Genomic DNA, 22,175 nt, shown 5'->3' with positions numbered 1-22,175 from the left:
TTGGGCTACAACCGGCCGGGATGAACGAAGCGCCGCGAGAATCGCTCCCGCACGACGACCACCTCCAGGCGACGCGCGCGTACTACGACGAGTTCGCCGCCCGATACGAGGACCGGCGCGACGGCCGCGATACCTCGGGCTACCACGACCTCGTCGACGATCTCGAGATCGACTTCCTCCGCCGCTTCGGCGAAGGCCGCGACGTGCTCGAGGTCGGCTGCGGCACCGGCCTGCTCCTCCGGCGCATCGCAGACTTCGCGCGGACGGCCCGCGGCGTCGATCTCTCGCCCGGGATGCTAGAAAAAGCCCGCGCGCGCGGCCTCGACGTGACCGTCGGCAGCGCGACCGAGCTCCCCTTCCCCGACGCGAGCTTCGACGTCGCCTGCGCCTTCAAGGTGCTGCCGCACGTCCGCGAGCTGGAACGCGCCATCGCCGAGATGGTACGCGTGGTTCGTCCGGGCGGAACCATCCTCGCCGAGCTCTACAACCCCGTGAGCCTGCGTGGTTTGGTGAAGCGCTTCCTGCCGGCCGGCGCCATCAGCGCGCGCACCAAGGAAGACGCCGTCTACACCCGCTTCGTCAGCCCCTGGGGCGCCCATCGCCTTTTCCCGGCCGGCGTGCGCGTCCGCGCCTCACGCGGCGTACGCATCGTCACGCCCGCGGCCGCCGTGATGCGCGTGCCGCTCGTCCGCGGCGCCCTCGTCCAAGCCGAGCGCGCGCTCTGCGACTCCCCGCTCCGGCACCTCGGGGGCTTCTGGATCGTCGCCCTCGAGAAGCTTTGAGCGGGTGCCCCTCGTCCCTGTTGTTCGGGTCGGAAATCACTGATATTTTTGATCATCGTGGCCTTCGAGGATTCGCGCATCGTGCAGGTGGCCCCCCGCCCCCCGGCGTCGATGTTGGCCCCGCCGCGAAGCAGAGCGATACTGCACGTTGCAGGGCCCCCTCCGAGCGCCCGTCGTCGCTGAAAGGACCCGCGATGCCTCCTACGTCCACGAGCTCGATCCCGACCCTCCTCACCGGCGCGGACAACGACCGCGGCGCGCTCATCGGCGCGCTCGCGTTCGTCGAGGGTGTCGGCATCGGGGCCATGGGCGCGCGGGAGCTCAAGACCTGGATCGAGGAGTACCTCGTGCGCGCAGGTCGCATGCAGCGTCCCGTCCAAGTCGCCGAGCCGATGGCAGGCACGCTGCTGCTCGACACGCTGAACACCGTGGGCGCGCCGCCCTCCGCGACGAAAGCGCTGCTCGATCGAATCCTCGGCCGCGCACGGTCGCGCGTCGTCTTCACGCTGCGCGGGCTCATCACGGATCCCCCCGAAGACGGCTTCCTCGAGCTCGCCACGAAGTCGAGCCGCGTGCAGCCCATCGGCATCGGCACGAAGGCCTCGTGGATCGCGCGGCCGCAAAAAGAAGACTCGCTGAGCGACATCGTCCTCAGCCTCTTCGCCGCCGACATCCTTTCGAACCGCAACCTCTACGACCAGAACCTCTGCGTCTGCGACACCTGCGGTCGCGTGTCGTTCCGCGCAAAGATGATGTCGCGCACCGGCTGCCGCGAGCACAACGACGGCCCTCCCGGTGTGAGGCCGACGAGCAGCCGCAGCACCTGAAAGCGTAGCGCCGGGGTTTCACCCCGGACCCGACGAGGGGTTGTCCACCCCTCGACCCGGACCAGGGCCAGCCCTGGACCTTTGGTGCATCGACCGCGATGCGGTCGATGCAAAAGGTGCGTCTATTTTTCCCTGCGTCGAAGCGCTCAGAAAGCGCCGATGACGCCCACGCCAAACCCGTCCGGCGTCACCGCCACCGTCGGCACGACGCGCACCGCAGGGCGCGGCGGCACGGGGCGTTTTTCGATCGTCACCTTCTGCGGCACGTACGCGATCTGCGCCTGCACGATGCCCGCGACCGTGAGCCCAGCCCATAGGCCGAACGCGACCTGGTTGATGATCAGCGTGATCTGCTGGCGACGCACGAGCTCCTCGCGCTCGGCGCCCGTCGCGATCGTCTGATCGAAGCTCGCGTAGTAGTTGAAGACCTGCGACGCGACGATCGACGTCGCGCCCGTGAACGCCTGCGTGATGGCGAAGGTCCAGCCGAGCTTCTTGCTGCCGTTCTGGAACTGGCCAATGCCAAACGGCATCGCAGCGACGATGCGCGAATTCTGCATGACGATCTGCCGCTCGGAGGCCGCCTTCACGAGCGACTCGATCCAGCGTTTTTCCTCCTCCTTCGCCTTCTGCTCCGCGATGCGCCGCTGCCGCTCCTCCTCGGCGCGCTTCTGCTCCGCCACGTCGAGCTCCTGGCGCAAGCGACCCCGCACGAGCGTGAAGCGATCCACGACCTCCTGCGGGAAGACCGCGGGGTCGGGCGAATACGTCGGGTTTTGCCGAAGGATCGTGGCGATCTCGGCCTCTGCCTCGTCGTAACGCTTGAGCGCGACGAGCGAGGCCGCGCGGAGCGTGCGCGCGCGCTGGATGAGGTCCGTGTCCGTGAGACGACACGGCGCGGTGCCGCTCGTCGGGACAGACTCACAAGGCTTCTGCGCCGGATCGAGCATCGCCGTGAAACGCGAGGCCGCCTCGTCGTACTCGGCCGCGTCGAAGCGCGTCTTGCCGAGTTCGAACTGCTGCAAATCGTCCGCGCGCGCGGCTTGGGACACGAAGGCGAACACGAGGCCCGTCGCTGCGGCGAGCGCCACGCGGCCGAACGAAACGCACCCTTTGGCCCTGGGGCCGCGGCGGTCCCGCCCGAACCGAAGCCCGCCGGGCAAAGCCCGCTGCAGACGAGGTCGCGCCGTCATTCCCCGTAACCGAGTAACCGAGGGACCCTTCTACCGGAATTTGGGCATCGTGGGGACCGCTATCCGCGAAGCGAGGCCCCCCGCCTCACCGCGCCGACCAAGGCACGACGTTGTGCTCGCCGGCGCGCAAACTCACGTTGCGCCGGAAGGCCTCCTCCCCCGGCGCCGTGAACTGACACTTGTTATCGTACGTGATCTCTTCGAGCTGCACCTTCTTGGTAGCACCTGGAAAGAGCGTCAGCTTGATGTCCGAGCACACCACCTGCGCGTACGCGGGCGCCGGGCCGAGGGCGACGGTCGACGGCAGCGGCGTGAGCCGCACACGATAACGCTGGACGTCGTCGGGATCATTCTCGGGCGGAGGCTCGACGATGAGGGTGCTGTCGAAGGTCCCGCAGCACTTCGAGTCTTTCACCCGCGCCGACACGGAGTGACCGCCGGGTTTGAGCGAGAAAACACGCGAAAAATGCTTCTCCTCCTTGCCGTCGAGGACGAGGGTCGCGCCCTGCGGGCTGACGAGGAAGACGACCTTGCGCAGGTCCGGAGGTGAAGACGGCGGCGTGGCGGCCGAGGTCGTCGCGGCGCTGAGCGGGAGCTTGATGCGGATGCTGCGCGGCGGATCGACCATGCTGATCGACGACGCTGCGCTGCTCGGAGTGCGAGGATCCGCGGACGCGTCGGGCGCGGTCGGGTCCTTGGGGCGCTCCGTGGTGGCCGTCGTGGCGTCGGCCTTCGGGCCCGCGTCAGGCTCGAGCGCGGCTGCAGGCTTGCGAAACCGCGCGACGGCGAAGGCCGCGAGGCCGAGCGCGACCGTGCCCGCGACGAGGCCGGCCACCCTGCGCGCGAGCTTCTGGCGCTCGGCGCTCGCGGAGAGGCTCGTCACGCGCTTCAGGATCGCGAGATCGTTCGGCGCGAGCGCATGCGCGCGGTTGAAGTCGGCCGCAGCGCCGGTGCGATCGCCGGCCTTGCGCGCGGCCTCGCCGCGGGCGACGAGGCACGGCACGAGCCGCGTCGTGAGGGCGTCGGCGTAGCCGACCGGGTCCTCGAAATAGGCCTCGATCTCGCGCTGCGGATCGGTGATGCCGAGCGCTTCGAGCTCGGCGCGGATGAGCTCGCCGAGCTTGCCAGGGCCCGCGACGCGATCGGCCGCGGCGCGCGCGAGGGCGCCGTCGATGATGCGCGCGAAGCGACCCCCGACAGTGGACCGCTCGTGATCCGCGGGCGGATAGTCGCCTTCGAGTACACGACGAAGGACCTGCGCCGGGTTTTTCCCTTCGAACGGCAGGTGCCCCACGAGGCACTCGTACATGAGCACGCCGAGCGCGAAGACATCCGTGCGCCCGTCGACCTCGCCCGCCTCGATCTGCTCGGGCGCCATGTGCGCCGGCGATCCGAGCACCTGCCCGGTCGACGTCACGCCCTGCGCGTCGAGGATCTTGGCGATGCCGAAGTCCGTCAGCTTGATGAGCACGCCGAGATTTCCGGCGCGGCTTGGGACGGGCCGCGGCGTGGATCGCGGCGCGTCGGGGACGGGCGTCTCGTCGACCTTGTCCACGCGCGCTCGCGACTCGCTCGTGCGATCGGTCGGCAGCTCCACGAGCACGTTCTCCGGCTTCACGTCGCGGTGCACGATGCCGCCCGCATGCGCATGCTCGAGCGCCTCGCAAAGCACGAGGACGATCGCCGCTCCGATCTCGGCGGGCATGTCGCGATGACGCTGGAGGACCTTCCGCAACGTGGTGCCGCGGCAGAGCTCGACGACGAGGTACCGCTCGCCGTCCTCCTCGCTGGAGACGTCGTAGACCTCGACGATCCCCGGGTGGCGGAGCTTCGCGGCCGCGCGCGCCTCGGCGACGAACCGCGCGCCGACCTCGGCGTTCTCGCGCAGGTGCTTGTGGATGAGCTTGATGGCGACCTCGCGCCCGAGACGTTTGTCCCGGGCGCGATAGACCGTCGCCATCCCACCGTGCCCGATCTCCTCGATGAGCTCGTACTTCGCGAGCCTGGGGAGCCCCGGCAGGGCGGAGGCTTCCGTCATTCCACAACCTTCACGCGAATCGAGTTCGTCGAGCCCCGCACGCCGATGGGCGCGCCGAAGATCGCGACGAACTTGTCCCCCGGCGAGACGAAGCCGTTCGCGAGCAGGATCATGCTCGCGCGATCGACCATCTCGTCCGCGCTCGTGACCTTGTCGATCGGCCACGGAACGACGCCCCAGAGAAGCGCGAGCCTGCGGCGCGTCGCCTCGTTCGGCGAGAACGCGATGATCGGAACGACGGGCCTGTGCTTCGAGGCGTAGAGCGCCGAGGATCCGCTCTCCGTGAAGGCCACGATGACCCGCGCGCCGATGTCGCGCGCGATGTCGCAGCCGTTGCGCGCCACGGCCTCGGGCACGTTCGCGCGCACGCCGGGCATCTCGCTCGAAAGAGGACGGAAGAACTTGCTCTGCTCGGCCTCCATGACGATGCGGCTCATCACGCGCGCGACGAGCGACGGATGCGCGCCCGTCGCCGTCTCCTGCGAGAGCATCACCGCGTCCGTCCCCTCGAAGACCGCCGTCGCCACGTCGCTCGCCTCCGCGCGCGTCGGGCGCGAGTTCGTGACCATCGACTGGAGCATCTCGGTCGCGACGATGACCGGCTTCTGATGCACACGCGCGAGGCCGAGGATCTCGCGCTGGATGACGGGCACGCGCTCGGGGTTGAACTCCACGCCGAGATCCCCACGCGCGACCATGACCGCGTCCGTCGCCTGGATGATCGCCTCGAGGTTCTCCACCGCCGCGGGCGTCTCGACCTTCGCGACGATGGGCGTCGGTCGGCCCCACGCCTCGCAGATGTCGCGCACGAGCCGGATGTCGTCCGCCGTGCGCACGAAGGAGAGCGCGACGTAATCGATGCCGAGCGAGAGGCCAAACGAGAGGTCGGCCTTGTCCTTCTCGGTGAGCGCCGCGAGCCGGACGCGCCGCGCCGGCAGGCTCACGCCCACGCGATCGCGGAGCTGCCCGCCCTGCGTGGCCACGGCGTGCACGCGCCGGCCGTCGACCTTGGTCACCGTGAGGACCATGCGGCCGTCGTCGACGAGCACGATGTCGCCCGGTTGCAGATCCTCGGCGAGGCCCTCGTACAGGATCGGCATCTCGCCGGGCCCGCCGGACGGCTGCTCTTTCGTGGCCTCGGTGAGCACGATCTGAGCGTCCGTGGGCACATCCATCGTGCCGCCCTCGAACTTGCCCGCGCGGATCTTGGGACCACAAAGGTCCTGCAAGATCGCCACGGGTTTGTCGCACGCCTCGGCCGCAGCACGGACGGCCTGGAAGCGGCGCGCGTGCTCGTCGTGGGTGCCGTGGGAAAAATTCAGACGCGCCACATCCATGCCGGCGCGGATGAGTTGCTCGAGCTGGGGCTCGGAAGCAGGACCAATCGTGCAGACGATTTTCGCGCGACGTACGACCACGGGCGCAGCATGGCATGACGTCCGCGCGGCTAACAGGGGCCTTCCGCCGGGAAGCTCCGTGAGCCGTCCGACTTGGACCGGGGCGTCCTCCCGGGTCGCGGGACGAGCCCGCTCGACGCCCCGCGCCATGCCGTCTTTACCCCCTGCCCGCGCCGCGCTACCCGAGGGCCCATGCTGAAACGCGACGCGCGCGGGGCCGCCACGATGGGCGGTCTCCGCCTCGAGGACCTCCTCGACCTCGGGACGGAGTCCCCCCAAGGAGAACGACCGCGCACCCCCGCCTACGTGTACGACGTGGATGCGATCGTTCAGGCAGCGCGGGATCTTTCCGCAGGCTTCGAAGGCGCGCCGCACCTGATCGCCTACGCCGTCAAAGCAAATACGGCAGGCCCCATCGTGCGCGCGCTCGGCGCCGCCGGCTGCGGGGCCGAGGTGGTCTCCGGCGGCGAGCTCGCCGTCGCGCTCGGCGCGGGCATCCCCGCGGAGTCGATCCTGTTCAGCGGCGTCGCCAAGACGGCACGCGAGATCGATCAAGCGATCGGCGCTGGCGACCGCGGGATCCTCGCGCTGCAGATGGAGAGCGTCGAGGAGATCCCGCGCGTCGTGGCCCGCGCCCGCGCGCTCGGACGCAAGGCACGCGTGGCCTTCCGCGTGAACCCGAGCGTCGAGGCCGACACGCACGCGCACGTGGCGACGGGACACGACGAGGCGAAGTTCGGCATCGCGCTCGCCGATCTTCCGGCGGCGTACGAAACGGTCGACGCGGCCCGCGACGCGCTCGAGCTCGTGGGCCTCGGCTGTCACGTCGGCTCGCAGCTCACGCGCACGGACGAGTACCTCGAGGGCGCGCGTGTGGTGCTCGATCTCGCGGCCGAGCGCCGCGCCGCGGGCAAGCCCCTCGCCTACGTCGATTGCGGCGGCGGCTACGGCATCGATTACGGCGCGGGTTGCCCCGTGACGCCCGCAGATTTCGCGCGCGCGGCGAGCCGCCTCGTCGCGGAGCGGGGCTTCGGCGGCACGCGCATCGTCGTCGAGCCGGGGCGCGCGCTCGTGGCGCCGTACGGCGTGCTCTGCGCGAGCGTGGTGATGACGAAGTGCTCGCGGGGGGAGCCGACGCGGCGGTGGCTCATGATCGACGCGGGCATGAACGATCTCATCCGCCCCGCGCTCTACGGCGCCAAGCACCGCATCGAGCCGATCGACGCGCCCCCGCCCGCAGCCGGCGCGGCGCCCGGCTACCGCGTCGTGGGCCCCGTCTGCGAAAGCTCCGACGACTTCGGCGAGCATCCCTTCGCAGAGCCGCTGCCGCGCGCCGTGGTCGTCCGCGACGCCGGCGCCTACGGCTTCGTGATGGCGAGTGAATACAACGGGCGTGGGCTGCCCACGGAGATCTTCCTCGCGGGCGGCCGCGTGGCGACGGTCCATGCCTCGCGTGACGCCGCGGCCTGGGCCGCGTCCCGCCTCTTCGGCTGACAAAAACGAAGGGGGCGAGCCCATGAGGCCCGCCCCTTTCACTTGCGGATGTCGACATGATCCACGTCGACGACGTGGATCATGTCGCTCCACGTGGATCAGCGACGATCGCGCGGCGGACGGTCGCCGCGCGGCGGACGATCCCCGCGGTCGCCGCGCGGCGGACGATCCCCGCGGGGGCCGTCACGACCCGGCTCGCTCCGACGCGGCGGCGGACCACCCGCGTCGCGCTCGCGGGCCTGATCGAGCCGCGCCTTCGCCTCCACGCCGGCCTGCCCCTCGGGCAGCGGCAGCACTTCGCGGCGGCTCAGGCGGATCTTGCCCTCGCGGTCGACGCTCACGACCTTCACCTCGACCGTGTCGCCTTCCTTCACCACATCCTCGACACGCTCGACGCGCGTGTGCGCGAGCTCCGAGATGTGCACGAGGCCGTCGGTGCCCGGGAGGATCTCGACGAACGCGCCGAAGTCCGTGATGCGCTTGACCGTGCCCTTGTAGACCGCGCCGACCTCGGGCTCGGCCGTCAGGCCCTTGATGATGTCGAGCGCCCTCTTCACGGCCTCCGAGTCCGCCGACGCCACGTTCACCGTGCCGTCGTCCTCCACGTCGATCGCCACGCCCGTCTGATCGACGATGCCCTTGATGGTCTTGCCGCCGGGGCCGATGATCAGGCGGATCTGGTCGGGCTTGACCTTGATCGTCGTGATGCGCGGCGCGTACTGGCTGAGCTCCGGCCGCGGCGCGGGCAGCGCCTCCAGCATCTTGCCGAGGATGTGCAGCCGGCCCTCGCGCGCCTGATCGAGCGCCTGCGCCAGGATCGCCCGCGACAGGCCCGCGATCTTGATGTCCATCTGGATCGCCGTCACGCCGCGCGCCGTGCCGCAGACCTTGAAGTCCATGTCGCCGAGGTGGTCCTCGTCGCCGAGGATGTCGCTCAGGATCGCGTACTTGTTGCCTTCGGCGATGAGGCCCATCGCGATGCCGGCGACGGGCGACTTGATCGGCACGCCCGCGTCCATCAGCGAGAGGCAACCGCCGCAGACGGCCGCCATCGACGACGAGCCGTTCGACTCGAGCGTCTCGCTCACGATGCGGATCGTGTAGGGGAACTGCTCCTGCGCGGGGATCATGCGGGAGAGTGCGCGCTCGGCGAGGGCGCCGTGCCCGATCTCGCGCCGGCCCGGGCCGCGCATCGGCTTCGTCTCGCCCGTCGAGAAGGGCGGGAAGTTGTAGTGGAGGTAGAAGCGCTTCCAGCTCTCCCCCATCAGGCCGTCGATCTTCTGCTCGTCCGTCGAGGTGCCGAGCGTCGTCGTCACGATCGCCTGCGTCTCGCCGCGCTGGAAGAGCGAGCTGCCGTGCACGCGCGGGAGCAGCCCCGCCTCGCACATGATCGGCCGGATCGTGCGCGTGTCGCGGCCGTCGATGCGCTTGCCCTCGTCGAGCACGTAGGTGCGCACGACGTGCGCCTTGCGCTCCTCGAACTCCGCCTTGATGAGCTTCTCGTTCGCGACGTACTTCTCCGCGCCGAGCTCCCCGAGCAGCGCCTCGCCGAGCTTCTTCTTGAGCGTCGAGTAGCCCTCGTAACGCGCCTTCTTGTCGGTCACGCGGGTCGCCGACTTGAGGTCGTTGTCCACGACCTCGGCGACACGCGCCTTGATGGCGTCGTCGAGCTGCGGCGCCTGGAACGCCTTCTTCGGCTTGCCCACCGCCTGGCGGACGCGCTCGATGAGGTCGATCACGGGCTGCGCCGTCTCGTGCGCGAACATGAGCGCGTCGATGATGTCGCTCTCGGTCGCCTCGGCGGCGCCGCCTTCGACCATCACGATCGCGTCGCGCGAGCAGGCGACGACGAGGTCGATGTCGCACTCCTCGATCTCGGCCGCCGTCGGGTACGCCACGAACTCGCCGGCCTTGCGGCCCACGCGCACGCCGACGATGGGCCCGTTCCACGGGATGTCCGAGATGTGCAGCGCCGCGCTCGCGCCCGTGAGGGCGAGGACGTCGGCCTTGTTCTGCTTGTCGCTCGAAAGGACGGTCGCGATGATCTGCGTGTCCTTCTTGAAGCCCTCGGGGAAGAGCGGGCGGAGCGGGCGATCCATGATGCGGCAGGCGAGGATCTCCTCGTCGCGCTGGCGTGCCTCGCGCTTGAAGAAGCCGCCGGGGATCTTGCCGGCGGCGTACGTCTTCTCGACGAACTCGCAGGTGAGGGGGAAGAAATCGAGCCCGGGCCGCTCGTCTTGCGACACCGCGGTCACGAGGACCATGGTCTCGCCGTAGGTGACGAGGACGGATCCATGGGCTTGCTTGGCCAGACGGCCGGTCTCGAGCGTGAGGGCTCGGCCGCCGACCATGACGGATTCACGAACGTACATGTGTCTTGCGCTCTCTCTCGCGGTCGCGAGCGCGCTCCCGAAGACCCGTGACATCCGAGCGCAAGGCGGATCTTCTTCCTCGATTCCTACCCAGAAGCAGCCTTGCTGCTGGGCACGAAGCGAAGACGAAGACGCTCCGTAGCGCTCACGGCCTCGGGGAACGCCCCCGCGCCCCGTTATTGTCCAAACCGACGTATTTCGGCTCTCTGTGTAGAGCCTCCCGCCCAAACCCGCCACTTTTTTCGGCGGACCGGTGCGCCGTTCTTCCGGAAGCACTTCATGAAGCGCGAAGGACAAACGCTACAAAAGCGAAGAGGGCCCGCTCCCCGTGGGGAACGAGCCCTCTCGTCGCTCGCGCGCCTTTGTGCGCTTACTTGCGGATGTTGAGGCGGCTGATGAGCGACCGGTAGCGCTCGATGTCGATGCGCTTCAAGTAGTCGAGCTGGCGGCGGCGCTGGCTGACGAGCTTGAGGAGACCACGGCGCGAGTGGTGGTCCTTCTTGTGCGTCTTGAAGTGCTCCGTGAGCTGCGTGATCCGCTCGCTGAGGAGCGCGATCTGCACCTCGGGCGAGCCGGTGTCGCCCTCGTGCGTGCGGAACTTGTCGATGATCGTCGTCTTGTGAATCGGATGAAGCATCGGTCTGTCACTCCTCGGCGTATCCTGGCGCTGCCGAGCGCCCGGATCGTCCAAGCGTCGCCCGACGGCGAGCGCACGCCCGGAGCGGCGCGTGCCCACGTGATCGGGCCGAACGAAAAACGGACGCGGAGTATACGCATCTCGTCCGTTCGGTCAACGGACCGTGTTGCCCACGGGCGGACGAGCAAGGTTTGCAACGGGATTGTCCCCCTCGGGAAGCCGACTTCCGCTAGTCTGCCTCGCGATGGCCGGTAATGTTCGGCCCCCCGATTCGGGGGCTTCTCCCCTTATGGCTGCGTCCTCGTCGGCGCAGCCGTCGATCGTCGTGGGACCCGCGACGACGAACCTCACCGGGATCGGCTCCGCGGCCACCGGATACGGATCGGCCGACTCGTTCGTCGCAGGCGTCGCCGCCCCGGAGCGCATCTGCCCGACGTGCAACAGCCGCTACCCGGGCGAGTACAAAATCTGCCCGAAGGACGGTGCCGAGCTCGCGGAGGAGACGCGGGACGAGCTCGTCGGCCAGACCCTGCGCGAGTCGTACACCATCGTCCGCGTGATCGGCGAAGGCGGCATGGGCCGCGTCTACGAGGCGCGCCACACGCGCATCGGCTCGAAGCGCTTCGCCATCAAGATGCTGCACCCGGAGTACGCGCGTCAGGCCGACGTGCTCTCCCGCTTCCAGCGCGAGGCCGAGGCCGCCGCGCAGATCAAGAACCCGCACGTCATCGACGTCTACGACATCGATCGCACAGCCGACGGGCGCCCCTTCATCATCAGTGAGCTGCTCGACGGCAAAGAGTTCGCCGACCTGCTCACGCAGCGGGGCAAGATGACCGTGGCGCCGGCCGTGCGCATCGTCCGCCAGGTCTGCAAGGCCCTCGCCGCCGCGCACGCGAAGGGCGTCGTGCATCGCGACATGAAGCCGGAGAACGTCTTCCTCATCGGCGACCTGAACCGCCCGATGGCGAAGGTGATCGACTTCGGCATCTCGAAGGTCGAGGACAACGCCACGGGCAAGGCCCTCACCCGCACCGGAATGATCATGGGCACGCCCTCGTACATGGCGCCCGAACAAGCACGTGGTCACCGCGTCGACCACCGCGCCGACATCTACGCCGTGGGCGCGATGCTCTACTGCGCCCTCACGGGCAAGCGCCCGTTCGACAACGGCGACCCGGCCGCGACGCTCATGGCCGTGCTCTCCGAGGATCCGCCGCGTCCGCGCTCGCTCGAGCCGAGCATCCCCGAGACGCTGGAGATGGTCATCCAGCGGGCGATGGCCAAGGAGCCCGACGATCGTCACCAGAGCATGGCCGAGCTCGACGCCGATCTCGCGGCCTGGGACACCGAGGAGCCGGCCAGCGCCGCGATGGTCCCGATCGGCGATCCGACCGCGACCGGGACCGCGGCGCGCCCGTCGGCCCTCTTCATCAAGCAGCAGCAAGAGGCCACGATGGCGCGGCCGATGCTCGTGCTCATGATGGCGCTCGGCGTCTTCTTCACGCTCGGCGGCCTCATCACGACGGCGGCGTCCATCTTCCGCATCACGCGCGGCGGCGGCGCGACGGCGAACCTGACCGTCTCGGAGTCCGTCCTGCTCCTGCTCCTCATCCCGGTCGCGCTCGCGACGCCCATCATCCTGCTGATCCGCCACATCCGGAAGACGGTCTGGGACAACACGGTCAAGGCGATCGAGATGCTCGGACGCCTGCGTCGCCCGGTGGTCGTGGGCCTCTGCTCCTACGGGTTCGGCGCGATGCTCGTGCGGCTCATCGAGTCGGTGCTGCTCCGGCGCGCGGTCGGCGTGGCGTGGCCCGTGTGGGACGTGCTCCTGCTCGTCATCGCGTTCATCGCGGCGCTGGTGGCGCACCTGATGCTCGACGACAACAAGAAGGCCGCTTAGCGCCGGCCGCCCCGTCCGCGCGGCGGCGGGGGTGGTGGCATGACGAGCGCGTCGGCGCTGCCGAGGCCCTGGGCGCGATCGAGGTAGGCCTGGAGCATCACGGCGGCGGCCATGCCGTCGATGACGCCCTTTTGCCGCTTGCCCGAGGTCCCGCTCTCCCGGAGCTTCCGGGCCGCCTCCACGGTCGTCCAACGCTCGTCGAAGAACTCCACGGGCACGCCCGTGGCCTGGCTGATCTCCTGGGCGAGGTCCGTGGCGCGCGTGGCCATGGGGCCGTGCGCGCCCGACATGTCGAGCGGCAGGCCGACCAGGAAGAGGCCTACCCCTTCCTCGCGGGCGAGCTCGCCAAGGGCGCGAATCAGCGCCTTTTTGTCGCGCCCGTCGAGCGGGGGTCGGGGGTGCGCGAGCAGGCCGAGCTCGTCGGCGATCGCCACGCCCACCCGGGCCTTGCCCAGGTCGAGCGCACATACACGCGGGGGGTTTGGAGGACGGCCAGGACGCTCAACCATACCCGGGACAAGGGAGGACAGACCCCGTCGTACGTCAAGAGGTCGGCAAAGCTTGACCCTCATCGGCTCTCCGACCATAAGCCGCGGCGGACATGGAACTTCGCGCGGTCAAGGGGATGAACGACATCCTGCCGGACGAGGCGGCGCGCTGGCAGCGCCTCGAGCAGGCGTTCCGCGAGCACGTCGCTCGGTACGGCTACGACGAGGTGCGCACGCCGATCCTCGAACACACCGCGCTTTTCTCGCGGCAGATCGGCGAGACGACCGACGTCGTGGAGAAAGAGATGTACTCGTTCGCGCGGCACGGCGACGAGCTCACCGTGCGCCCTGAAGGCACGGCCGGCGCGGCGCGCGCGTATGTCGAGCACAAAGTCCACACGAAGGAGCCCGTCTCGCGCTGGTCCTACCTCGGCCCGATGTTCCGCGGCGAACGGCCGGCGAAGGGCCGCTACCGGCAGTTTTACCAGGCGGGCTGCGAGCTCTACGGCGACGCAGGTCCCCTCGCCGACGCCGAGATGATCGAGATGATCCTCTCGCTCCTCAACCAAGGACTCGGCATCGGCAACATCGAGGTGCGGCTGAACTCGCTCGGCGCGGCAGGCACGCGTGCGCGCTACCGCGACGCGCTCGTCGCGTACTTCACGCCGATGAAGGACAAACTCTCCGAGGACTCGCAGCGCCGGCTTGAGAAGAACCCGCTGCGCATCCTCGACTCGAAGGATCCGCGCGACCGCGAGGCCTCGAAGGGCGCGCCCTCGATCCTCGAATTGCTCGACGAGGCCGACGCTGCGCACTTCGCGGGCGTGCGCCGCCACCTCGACGCGCTCGACGTGCGGTACATCGTCGATCCCACGCTCGTGCGCGGGCTCGACTACTACACGCGCACGCTCTTCGAGTTCGTCACGACCAGCGGGGATCTCGGCGCGCAGAGCACGGTCGTCGGCGGGGGCCGCTACGACAACATGATCGAGGGCCTCGGCGGCCCGAGCGTGCCCGCGATCGGCTTCGCGATGGGCATCGAGCGGCTGCTCACGTTGATGCCTGGCGAGGTCTCGCGCGAGCGCCCCGCGGTCTACGTCGCGCCGCTCTCGGACGCGTGCACGAGCCGCGCGCTCGTGCTCGGCCGTGACCTCCGCGCGCGCGGCGTGCGGGTCGAGGTCGACGGCCGCGGCGGCCGCCTCAAGGCGATGCTCCGCCGTGCCGATGCGCTCGGCGCGAAGTTCTGCGTGATCCTCGGCGATGGCGAGCTCGAACGGGGCGTCGCGTCGGTCAAGGACCTCGCGGGTCACAAGCAGGACGAGGTGCCGCTCGCGGATGCGGCGGATGTCCTCGCGGCGCGGGCGCGGGCCGAGGCGTCTCCTCCGCCGGGCGAGGCGCGGTGAGCGTCCTTCGAAGGCGCGGCGCCTCGCTGGCCTCTCTCGTGATCGCGGCGCTCGTCGCGGTCCCTCTGGTCTCGCACGCGCAGGGCGGCATGGGTCCGGGCGGGCCTGGAGGGGGCCCTCCTCCCTCGCAGGGGCGCCCGAAGCAGCCGCCTTCGGACCAGCCGCAGACGCACGCCGCCTCCGGTTCGGAGGAGGCCGGGCAGCTCCAGACGCAAGAACCTTCGCTGCCGCAGGATCCGTTGGCGGTCCCGCCGGCCGTGGCGAAGCACCTCGGATCGAGCGCCGATCCCGAGGCGACGCCGCCCCTCGAGCCGTCCGAGCGCCGCTTTTATGGCCTGTGGTATTCGGAGAAGAGCCCGAAATACGAATTTCGCACGCTCTTTCCTCTGTGGGCCGAGTGGAAGAAGCCGCAGGAGCAGGATCGATCGAGCCTCTTCGGGCTCTTTTATTACAACCGCCGCAGCCCCAAGGCCGACGCCGACGTCCTCTTCCCGCTGTTTTGGCGGCTCCGTGACGGCGAGACCCGCACGACGGTCGTCGGCCCCTACGTGCACCAGGAGCGCGAGGCGACGGCGAAGCAGCCGGCGAGCCACATGAACCTCCTTCCCCCGCTCTTTTTCGAGGGGAAGACGGGGTCGAAGAGTTATTTGCACATCCCGCCGCTGCTCACGTTCACGCAGCATACGGATCACGACGGCCTCGACATCGTCGGCCCGATGTTCTGCAAATGGAAGGGCGGCCCTGCGTGCGACACGCGCACCGCCGACGAAATCGACCTCGGCGTCGCGCCGCTTTATTTCTACGGCCGGAACGAGACGACCGAATACGAGGTCATCCCGCCGCTCCTCCATTATTATCGTTACAACGAGATCGGCGAGAGCTGGCTCAACGTCTGGGGCCCATACATCCGCCGCCACGACAAGGAGAGCGACAGCCGCCACGTCGTGCCGTTCTACTGGCACACCTGGGGCAAGAACAAGGAAAACCTCACGGTCTTCCCGCTCTTTCATTATGGCTACGAGGGCAACGCTTCGCGGCTCGCGACGCCGCTCTTTTATTGGGAGCGGGGCGAGAAGGGCGAAAAGACGTTCGCGACCTGGGGCTATGCCCATTACCAGGGCCGCACCGAGCTCGAGATGATCACGCCGCTCTACTGGCATTACCGTGATCCGGACATCGGGCTCGATCGGAAGCTCTTCCTGCCGTTCTTCTACAAGGGCGAATCGCCGCGCGGCAAGGAGCTCGCGATCTTCCCCTTCTATGGCCGGTTCCAGCGGTACGGCCTCAGCGACGAGACCTGGATCACGCCGCTCTTCCGGTATCGCGCCGACACCACGGGCTGGGCGGCGAACCTCTTCCCCATCTTCCACATGGGGCGCACGAATCAATCGTCGCACCTCGTGCTCGCGCCCTTCGTATGGGATTTCGCCTCGCCGACGTCGCGCGCGACGGTCGTGCTCCCGGGCTTCTTCCGCTTCGCCGACCAGGACGGCGTCTCGCAGCTCGCCTTGAACACGTTCTACCGCGAAAAGAAGCTCGCGAACGGATCCGAATGGGAGTTCCACTTCTTCCCGCTCTTCTCGTACGGCCAATCGCCCACGGGGCACTGGTGGAACGTCCTCTACGGTTTGGCGGGGTATACGCGCGACGGGACGATGTCCAAGATGCGCCTCGCCTACATCCCGATCACGCTCAGCAAATGACCCGGCCGCGCGGAGCCTTTCCGCGCGGCGAATGGCGTGGTACCGTAGGCGCGTGCTTGCTTTCCGTCGTGTCGTCTCCCTGGGGATCGCGCTCGCTTCGCTCCTCGTGACCCGAGCGGAAGCGCAGGCGGCGCCGTGCGGGCGGGTCCGATTCGCCACGGTCTACGATTCGCACGGCCTCACGGCCTTCGGCGACCGGCTCGACGCCTGGCTGCTCGCGCAAAAAGACGCCGAGCTCGAGAGCTACACGCTCGGCGGCGCGTCCACGGAATGGCTCCTCACGGCGAAAGTATCGCGGAGGGGCTACCATTACCATAGCTGTGGCAAATCGCCGATCCTGGCGCGGGTCCGGTTGCCGGAGCGCAAGCTGCGCGCGCCGACGATCGACGACTTGCTCGCGCCGCCTGGCACGTACGAAACGCAGGTCGTGATCGTCGGGCTCGGCAGCAACATGCCCGGGGAGCCCTCGTTGCAGGTCGGGAACGTCGAGCAAACCGTCCGGCGCATCCGGTCGCGGCCGAATACGGTCTGCGTCTGGATCGGCCCGCCCTCCATGCAGAAATGGTCGCCCGCCTTCGGCGACAAGGTCTACGCGATGCTGCGCGCCGGTATCAAGGCCGCCGGGGACGACCCGAAAGCCGCGCCGGCCTGCCACCTCGTCGACAGCCGGAAGCTCTCGGCCTACCCCGACGGCGGCGACGGCTGGCATTACGGATTTTTCCCGGCTGGCATCGAGGCCGCCACGAAATGGGCGGACGGCGTCACCGGCGAGGTCGAGAAGATCCTGCGCGCCGCGCGACCCGCGCCCGCACCGATGGCCAAAAACGAGACGAGCACGCGGCCGCCTCGGTTCTTGACGCCGAGCCCCTGACGGGGTTCACGCGCGTCCGGCCTGTGGCCCTTTGCGCCGGACGCGTTGCTTCATCGCGAACGCGATCCCGTCCTCCAGCGTGGACCGCGTCGTGACGCGCCCGAAATCCACCTGAAGCTCCACGAGCGTCCGCGCGACCTCCGGGCCGATGCCCACGAGCACGCACGGGCAGCCGAGCAGCTCGGCCGCTTGCACCGCGCGCACGACGTGCCCCGCCACGGCCGTATCGAAGGTCGGCACGCCCGTCACGTCGAGGATCACGATCTCGGCGCGGCGCTCGTGAATCGCGCCGAGCAACGTCTGCAGCGCGCGTTCGGCCCGCCGATCGCTGATCTCGCCGACGAGCGGCAGGAGGAGCACGCCCGGCCCGACCTGGAGCACCGGCATGCTCATCCGATCGAGCATCGTCGTCTGCGCCTCGATGACCGCGCGTTGCTCGCGGTTCTCCGCTTCGAGCCGCTCGGCCCGCTGCAGACGCTCCTTCATCGTCGTGATGTCGGTGACGATGCCGCAGAGGCCCACCACCTCGCCGCCGACGTTCCGAAGCGGGAACTTGCGCGTCCAGATGGTGCGCGTCGCGCCGTCCGAGCTCGTGGCGAGCTCCTCGTTCTCGTTCGGCTGGCCGGTGCGGAACACGACGTTGTCGAAGTGCCAGAAGACGTCGGCCTGCTCCTTCGGCATGAAGTCGGGATCACTCGCGCCGATCACCACCTCGTAGGGCTGGCCGACCAGGCGGCAAAACCCCTGGTTGCAGGCGATCAGCCGGTGATCGAGGTCCTTGACGAAGATGGGATCGGGGATCGTGTCGAGGACGAGCTGCAGGAGCAGGAACGTCTTCCAGTCGGCTCGTTCGATGCTCGGAAGGAGGAATCCCGCGTCGCTCACGATGCCCCCCCGCGCGCTCAGCCCGTGATCCCCCAGGTCCGCGCGATCTCGCGTGTCTCCACGTGCTCGGGGATCGCGGCAAACGTTTGTCGCGCGTCCGGATCGGCGATCGTCGCCGTGCGCCGATCGATCTCCTGCAACGCTTCCGCGAGGACGGCGCGCGCCTCCTCGACCTCGCCGGCCGCGTGGAGCGCGCGCGCGAGGATCAGCCGCACGAGCCCCTCGCCCTCCTCGAGCGCGCCCACCTCCGTGAGCAGCTTGCGCGACGCGCGCGCGTTCACGAGCGCCTCCTCCACGTTGCCCACCACGAGCAGCACCCGCGCGAGCGTCGCGTGCCCGTGGCAGAGGTACGGCGGCGCGACTGCGAGCCGATCCACCGCGCGCCGTGCCTCGGCCTCTGCCTCCGCGAGGTCGCCGCGCATCAGGTGGATCGTCGCGAGCTCGTCGCGCCCCACGCCTTCGAGCCGACGATCCCCGTGCGCCGAGAACTCCGCGACGGCTTGCTCTTCGAGCGTCTTGGCCTCGTCGAGCCGGCCCATCCGCGCGAACGCGTACCCGAGGTCGCGCTGCGCCGACGAGACGATGTGCTTCGCGCCCATGCGCTCGGCGTCCACGATCGCCGGCACGAGCGCCTTCTCCGCGCCGATCCAGTCGCCGACTTCGAGGCAGGACGCGCCGTAGTTCGCGCGCTGCAGGCACGCGTTGCGCACGTCGCCGGCCTTCTCGAAGCCTTCGGCCGAGAGCGCGAAGTACCGCGCCGACGCGCCCGTCTCGCCCACGAACGGCGCGCGGAACGCCCGCGCGCGCTCGCGCCAGCCGACGGCCAGCGGTTTGTCCGACGCGCCTCCGAGCCGCTCGAGCTCCTTGAACAGCGACTCCGCGAGCTCGTTTTTTCCAAGCAGCAGCGCCGCCGTCGAGGTGCGCGAGAGCGCCGCGATGTGCCCGTCGCTCGCGGGCGCCTCCTGCATACACGCGACCGTGAGCAGCGCGTCGCCGAGGACCTCGACGCGCTCGACGCTGCCGAGCTTGCCGAACACGCTCGCCATCTCGCCGACCGCGAAGAGCCATGGATCGCTGCCCGCGGGCAGGATCTGGATCGCTTCGAGCCCGCGCTCTTCGGCCTCGCTGAACTTGCCTTGCCAGCGGTACGCCTCGGCCTGGCGCAGCCGGAGGCGACCAAGCTCTTCGCCCTGCGCGCCGCAGGTGATCGCTCGCTCGCTCCGCTCGATCACGGCCTCGAAGTCGCTGCCTTCGAGCGCCGTCTCCGCCGCGCGCGCGTACCACGAGGCCGCGCGGATCAGATCCCCGCCACGCTCGTGGTGCTGCGCGAGCACCATCGCCTCGGTCTCGCCCACCGATTCGAGCCACGCGGCCGCGAGGCGATGGCCGAGCATGCGATCGGCGTCCGTGAGCGTCGCGTACGCCGCCTCGCGCACGAGCGCGTTGCGGAACGCGTGATCCTCCTGATCGAGGAACCTGCGCGAGGTGCGGCGCACGACGAGCTCGCGCTCGACGAGCGTGCCGAGCGCCTCGCGTACGGACGCCTCTTTTTTCTCGCCGCCGACGAGCGCGGCCGCACCCGAGGGCCAGAAGACGTCGCCGAACACGCTCGCGGCGCGGAGGATGCGGCGCTCGACGGCCTCGAGCTCTTCGAGGCGCGCTTGCACCATCGCGAGCACCGTGCCCGGAAGCGCGTCGCCGCGGCCCGAGGCGACGGCGCGCACGATCTCTTCGAGGTAAAACGGATTGCCCGCCGCGCGCTCGATGATGCGCGCCGTGAGATCCGGCGTGGCCGTGCTCCCGAGCCACACCTTGCAGAGCTGCTCGCTCGCCCGCCGCCCGAGCTCGCCGAGGCGAACCTCCTGCATGCCGCGCTCCTCCCACAGGCGCGGGAAGACGCGCGATATCTCGGTGCGCGCGAGCGCGAGCACGCAGAGCGGCTTCTCCCGCGCGTGGCGCAGCGCCGCGTCGATGAGCCGCACCGTCGACAGATCGCCGAAGTGCAGATCGTCGAGCAGCAGCAGCACGGGCGTCTTCGTGCACTCCGCGAAGAGCCAGTCCTCGAACGCGCGGCGCATCTGATCACCCATCAGCATCGCGTCCGCGCGGGCCGCGGCGAGCAGGTGGCTGCGCTCCGCCGGCAAACGCAGGCCGAGGATCTCGCCGAGGAAGACGGTCACGCGCACGACGTCGTCGGCAGCGACGCACGACGCGACACGCGCGAGGAGTTTTTCCTCCTGCACGGACGCGAGCGCGCCGACCTCGATGCCCGCTGCGGCGCGGATGATCTGCGCGAGCATGTTGAACGTGGAGCCCGCGGCCATCGGATCGCCGCGCGCGACCCACACTTCGAGGTCGTGCCCTGCCGCGTCGAGCCTGCGGAGCACCTCCGTCGCGACGCGCGACTTGCCGACGCCCGCGGGCCCCGTCACCAGCGAGACCCGCGCGATCGGCTCCGCGATGCTCTCCTCCATGATCGCGACGAGCGTGCCGATCTCGCGCTCGCGCCCGACACACGGGCTCGGCTTGCCGAGCAACGTGCGCGCGGCATCCGCGCGATCCCTCACCGCCTCGAGCACCCGCGTAAAACCCTCTTCCCGCACGTCGAAGCGCGCGTCGAGCAGGCCCGCCGTCACCTCGTCGACGAACACGCGCCCCTCCATGGGCACGCCCTCGCGGCGCGCCGCCGAGAGCGTACGCGCGGCCGACTCCGCGGCCTCGCCGACCGGGAGCTGCTGGGCCACGAGGCCACGCCCCGTCGCCACCGCGATCGGCACGCCCGGCAAGAGCTCGCGGAGCGCGATCGCCGCCCGCGCGGCCCGCGCCGCGAGATCGATCGCGGCCGCGGCGCCCGTGAACACCGCGAGCAGCGAGCCGTCGACGAGCTGTTCGAGCTTGCCGCCGTACGCCGCCGCGGCGCCGTTCAGATCGTCGAGTGTGCCCGCGGTGCCGCTCACGGCGTCGCCGCCGAAGCTCGGCAGGCTGCGGCGGAGGATGGCCTCCGCCATCATCCCCGGCGTGAGCGTCACGTCCGTCTCGGGAGAGTCGCCGTCCGCGATCGTCTTCGAGAACGTGCTCGTCGCGAGCACGACGCAGAGGAGCTGCTGCTCGCGCACGGTGATCGCCGGCCTGCTCACCACGGACGAGTGCACGAACTCGCTGCTCGACGGCCCTCCGGGCAGCGGCCCGAGCGCGTCGACCGCGGCCACGATCATCGATCCGTCGCGCGGCCGGCCCGCGGGATCCTTGCAGAGCATCGACGTGACCAGCAGATCGAGCGCGGCCGGCGTCTCGCTGCGGATCGTGCGCACGCGCGGCGGCTCCTCGAACAGGATGCGCGAGAGCGTGGCCATGAGCTGCTCCGAGGCGAACGCGGGCCGCCCCGTCAGGCACTCGAAGAGCATCGCGCCGAGGGAAAACACGTCGGCGCGCGCGTCCACGTCCTTGCGCCCTTGCGCCTGCTCGGGGGCCATGTACCCGGGCGTCCCGAGCAGCGTCCCCGTGCGTGTCGCGAGCGTCCGGCCGTAACCGAGCCGCGCGATGCCGAAGTCGAGCAGCTTCGCCTCGTCCACGTCGCCGCGGGGCAGGAACACGTTGCTCGGCTTCACGTCGCGATGAACGATCCCGCGCGCGTGGGCTGCGCCGAGCGCGTCTGCCACGCGCCGCGCGAGCCGGATCGCCTCGTCGAGCGGCAAGCGGCCGCGCGCGAGGCGATCGGAGAGGTCCTCGCCTTCGAGCCACTCCATCACGAGGAAGAGCTCGCCTGCGGGCAACGAGCCGTGGGAGACGTACCGGACGATGCCGGGATGCCGGAGCTCGGCGAGCAACACGGCTTCGGCCGAGAAGCGCTCCATCTCGCGAACGTTGCGTCCGCCGAGGACCTTGACCGCGACCACGGCGCCCGTCTCCAGATCTCGCGCGCGGTAGATCGTGGCCATCCCGCCGGCGATCGTGTGATCGTCGAGCTCGAAACGCGCGGCGACCCGCATCCCTGGCTTCAACATCGCCTCGGAATTCTATCCGGGCGGATGTGCGATCATCCAAGTCATTTCGCGGCCCTCCGCGTGTCCTCTTCGATCGACCCGGGCGGTTCATGGTCAGGGCCGACACCAAGACAAAAGCCCCAAGGCGGCGCGCCTCCCCCCCTTGCCCGCGCACCTTCCGGCGGCGCATGATGCA

General features: G+C 69.7%; 15 protein-coding genes. 7 read left to right on the top strand and 8 right to left on the bottom strand.

What is annotated here, in order from left to right; translation table 11 throughout:
* Positions 1–20: 20 nt before the first annotated feature.
* The gene (locus QHF89_RS13800) at positions 21–782 is read left to right on the top strand and encodes a class I SAM-dependent methyltransferase (protein WP_136933218.1); all 762 of its coding nucleotides are present in this window, start codon (positions 21–23) and stop codon (positions 780–782) included.
* A 194-nt stretch (positions 783–976) separates the two neighbouring features.
* Positions 977–1,609, top strand: coding sequence for a hypothetical protein (locus QHF89_RS13795; RefSeq protein ID WP_136933217.1), 633 nt, complete (start codon positions 977–979; stop codon positions 1,607–1,609).
* A gap of 146 nt (positions 1,610–1,755) precedes the next feature.
* Here the strand turns inward: QHF89_RS13795 and QHF89_RS13790 are convergent, their stop codons facing one another.
* From QHF89_RS13790 to pyk, 3 genes are all read right to left on the bottom strand, one after another.
* Positions 1,756–2,700 (bottom strand): hypothetical protein, encoded by a 945-nt coding sequence (locus tag QHF89_RS13790; RefSeq protein WP_136969686.1) that lies wholly within the window; start codon positions 2,698–2,700, stop codon positions 1,756–1,758.
* A 187-nt stretch (positions 2,701–2,887) separates the two neighbouring features.
* Positions 2,888–4,840: a serine/threonine-protein kinase gene (locus tag QHF89_RS13785; RefSeq protein ID WP_136969685.1), complete on the bottom strand. Its 1,953-nt coding sequence runs from the start codon at positions 4,838–4,840 to the stop codon at positions 2,888–2,890.
* Positions 4,837–6,258: a pyruvate kinase gene (pyk, locus tag QHF89_RS13780; RefSeq protein WP_284720452.1), complete on the bottom strand. Its 1,422-nt coding sequence runs from the start codon at positions 6,256–6,258 to the stop codon at positions 4,837–4,839. Before pyk ends, QHF89_RS13785 begins: the two co-directional genes overlap by 4 nt.
* 171 nt (positions 6,259–6,429) lie before the next feature.
* On the opposite strand from pyk, the gene lysA reads away from it, so the two are divergent.
* Positions 6,430–7,731 (top strand): diaminopimelate decarboxylase, encoded by a 1,302-nt coding sequence (lysA, locus tag QHF89_RS13775; protein WP_136969683.1) that lies wholly within the window; start codon positions 6,430–6,432, stop codon positions 7,729–7,731.
* A gap of 98 nt (positions 7,732–7,829) precedes the next feature.
* Here lysA and pnp read toward each other — a convergent pair whose 3' ends face one another.
* Together pnp and rpsO are read right to left on the bottom strand one after the other, a co-directional pair.
* Positions 7,830–10,103 carry a polyribonucleotide nucleotidyltransferase gene (gene pnp, locus QHF89_RS13770; RefSeq protein ID WP_136969682.1) on the bottom strand — a complete coding sequence of 758 codons (2,274 nt, stop codon included), beginning with the start codon at positions 10,101–10,103 and terminating at the stop codon, positions 7,830–7,832.
* 370 nt (positions 10,104–10,473) lie between these two features.
* Positions 10,474–10,740 (bottom strand): 30S ribosomal protein S15, encoded by a 267-nt coding sequence (gene rpsO / locus QHF89_RS13765; RefSeq protein WP_136933211.1) that lies wholly within the window; start codon positions 10,738–10,740, stop codon positions 10,474–10,476.
* A gap of 289 nt (positions 10,741–11,029) precedes the next feature.
* On the opposite strand from rpsO, the gene QHF89_RS13760 reads away from it, so the two are divergent.
* Positions 11,030–12,646: a serine/threonine-protein kinase gene (locus QHF89_RS13760; RefSeq protein WP_170229568.1), complete on the top strand. Its 1,617-nt coding sequence runs from the start codon at positions 11,030–11,032 to the stop codon at positions 12,644–12,646.
* Here QHF89_RS13760 and ruvX read toward each other — a convergent pair.
* On the bottom strand, positions 12,643–13,155 hold the full coding sequence (gene ruvX / locus QHF89_RS13755; protein WP_136933209.1) for a Holliday junction resolvase RuvX: 513 nt from the start codon (positions 13,153–13,155) through the stop codon (positions 12,643–12,645). The genes QHF89_RS13760 and ruvX overlap by 4 nt on opposite strands.
* A 92-nt stretch (positions 13,156–13,247) precedes the next feature.
* On the opposite strand from ruvX, the gene hisS reads away from it, so the two are divergent.
* The 3 genes from hisS to QHF89_RS13740 are packed head-to-tail and all read left to right on the top strand — an operon-like array spanning position 13,248 to position 17,111.
* A complete protein-coding gene (gene hisS / locus QHF89_RS13750; RefSeq protein ID WP_136969681.1) occupies positions 13,248–14,537 on the top strand; it encodes a histidine--tRNA ligase in 1,290 nt (429 codons plus the stop codon).
* Positions 14,534–16,240 carry a hypothetical protein gene (locus tag QHF89_RS13745; protein ID WP_284720451.1) on the top strand — a complete coding sequence of 569 codons (1,707 nt, stop codon included), beginning with the start codon at positions 14,534–14,536 and terminating at the stop codon, positions 16,238–16,240. The genes hisS and QHF89_RS13745 overlap by 4 nt, the downstream gene beginning before the upstream one ends.
* A 52-nt stretch (positions 16,241–16,292) precedes the next feature.
* Positions 16,293–17,111, top strand: a complete 819-nt coding sequence (locus QHF89_RS13740) for an SGNH/GDSL hydrolase family protein (RefSeq protein WP_136969680.1) — start codon at positions 16,293–16,295, stop codon at positions 17,109–17,111.
* A 6-nt stretch (positions 17,112–17,117) separates the two neighbouring features.
* Here the strand turns inward: QHF89_RS13740 and QHF89_RS13735 are convergent, their stop codons facing one another.
* Together QHF89_RS13735 and QHF89_RS13730 are read right to left on the bottom strand one after the other, a co-directional pair.
* Positions 17,118–17,996 (bottom strand): PAS domain-containing protein, encoded by an 879-nt coding sequence (locus QHF89_RS13735; RefSeq protein WP_284720450.1) that lies wholly within the window; start codon positions 17,994–17,996, stop codon positions 17,118–17,120.
* A gap of 17 nt (positions 17,997–18,013) precedes the next feature.
* Positions 18,014–22,000 (bottom strand): serine/threonine-protein kinase, encoded by a 3,987-nt coding sequence (locus QHF89_RS13730; protein WP_136969679.1) that lies wholly within the window; start codon positions 21,998–22,000, stop codon positions 18,014–18,016.
* Positions 22,001–22,175 lie beyond the last annotated feature (175 nt).

It is taken from the genome of Polyangium sorediatum, from assembly GCF_029946465.1.
Taxonomy (GTDB): Bacteria; Myxococcota_A; Polyangia; order Polyangiales; family Polyangiaceae; genus Polyangium; species Polyangium fumosum.
This window is presented reverse-complemented; position numbering and strand designations above follow the sequence as displayed.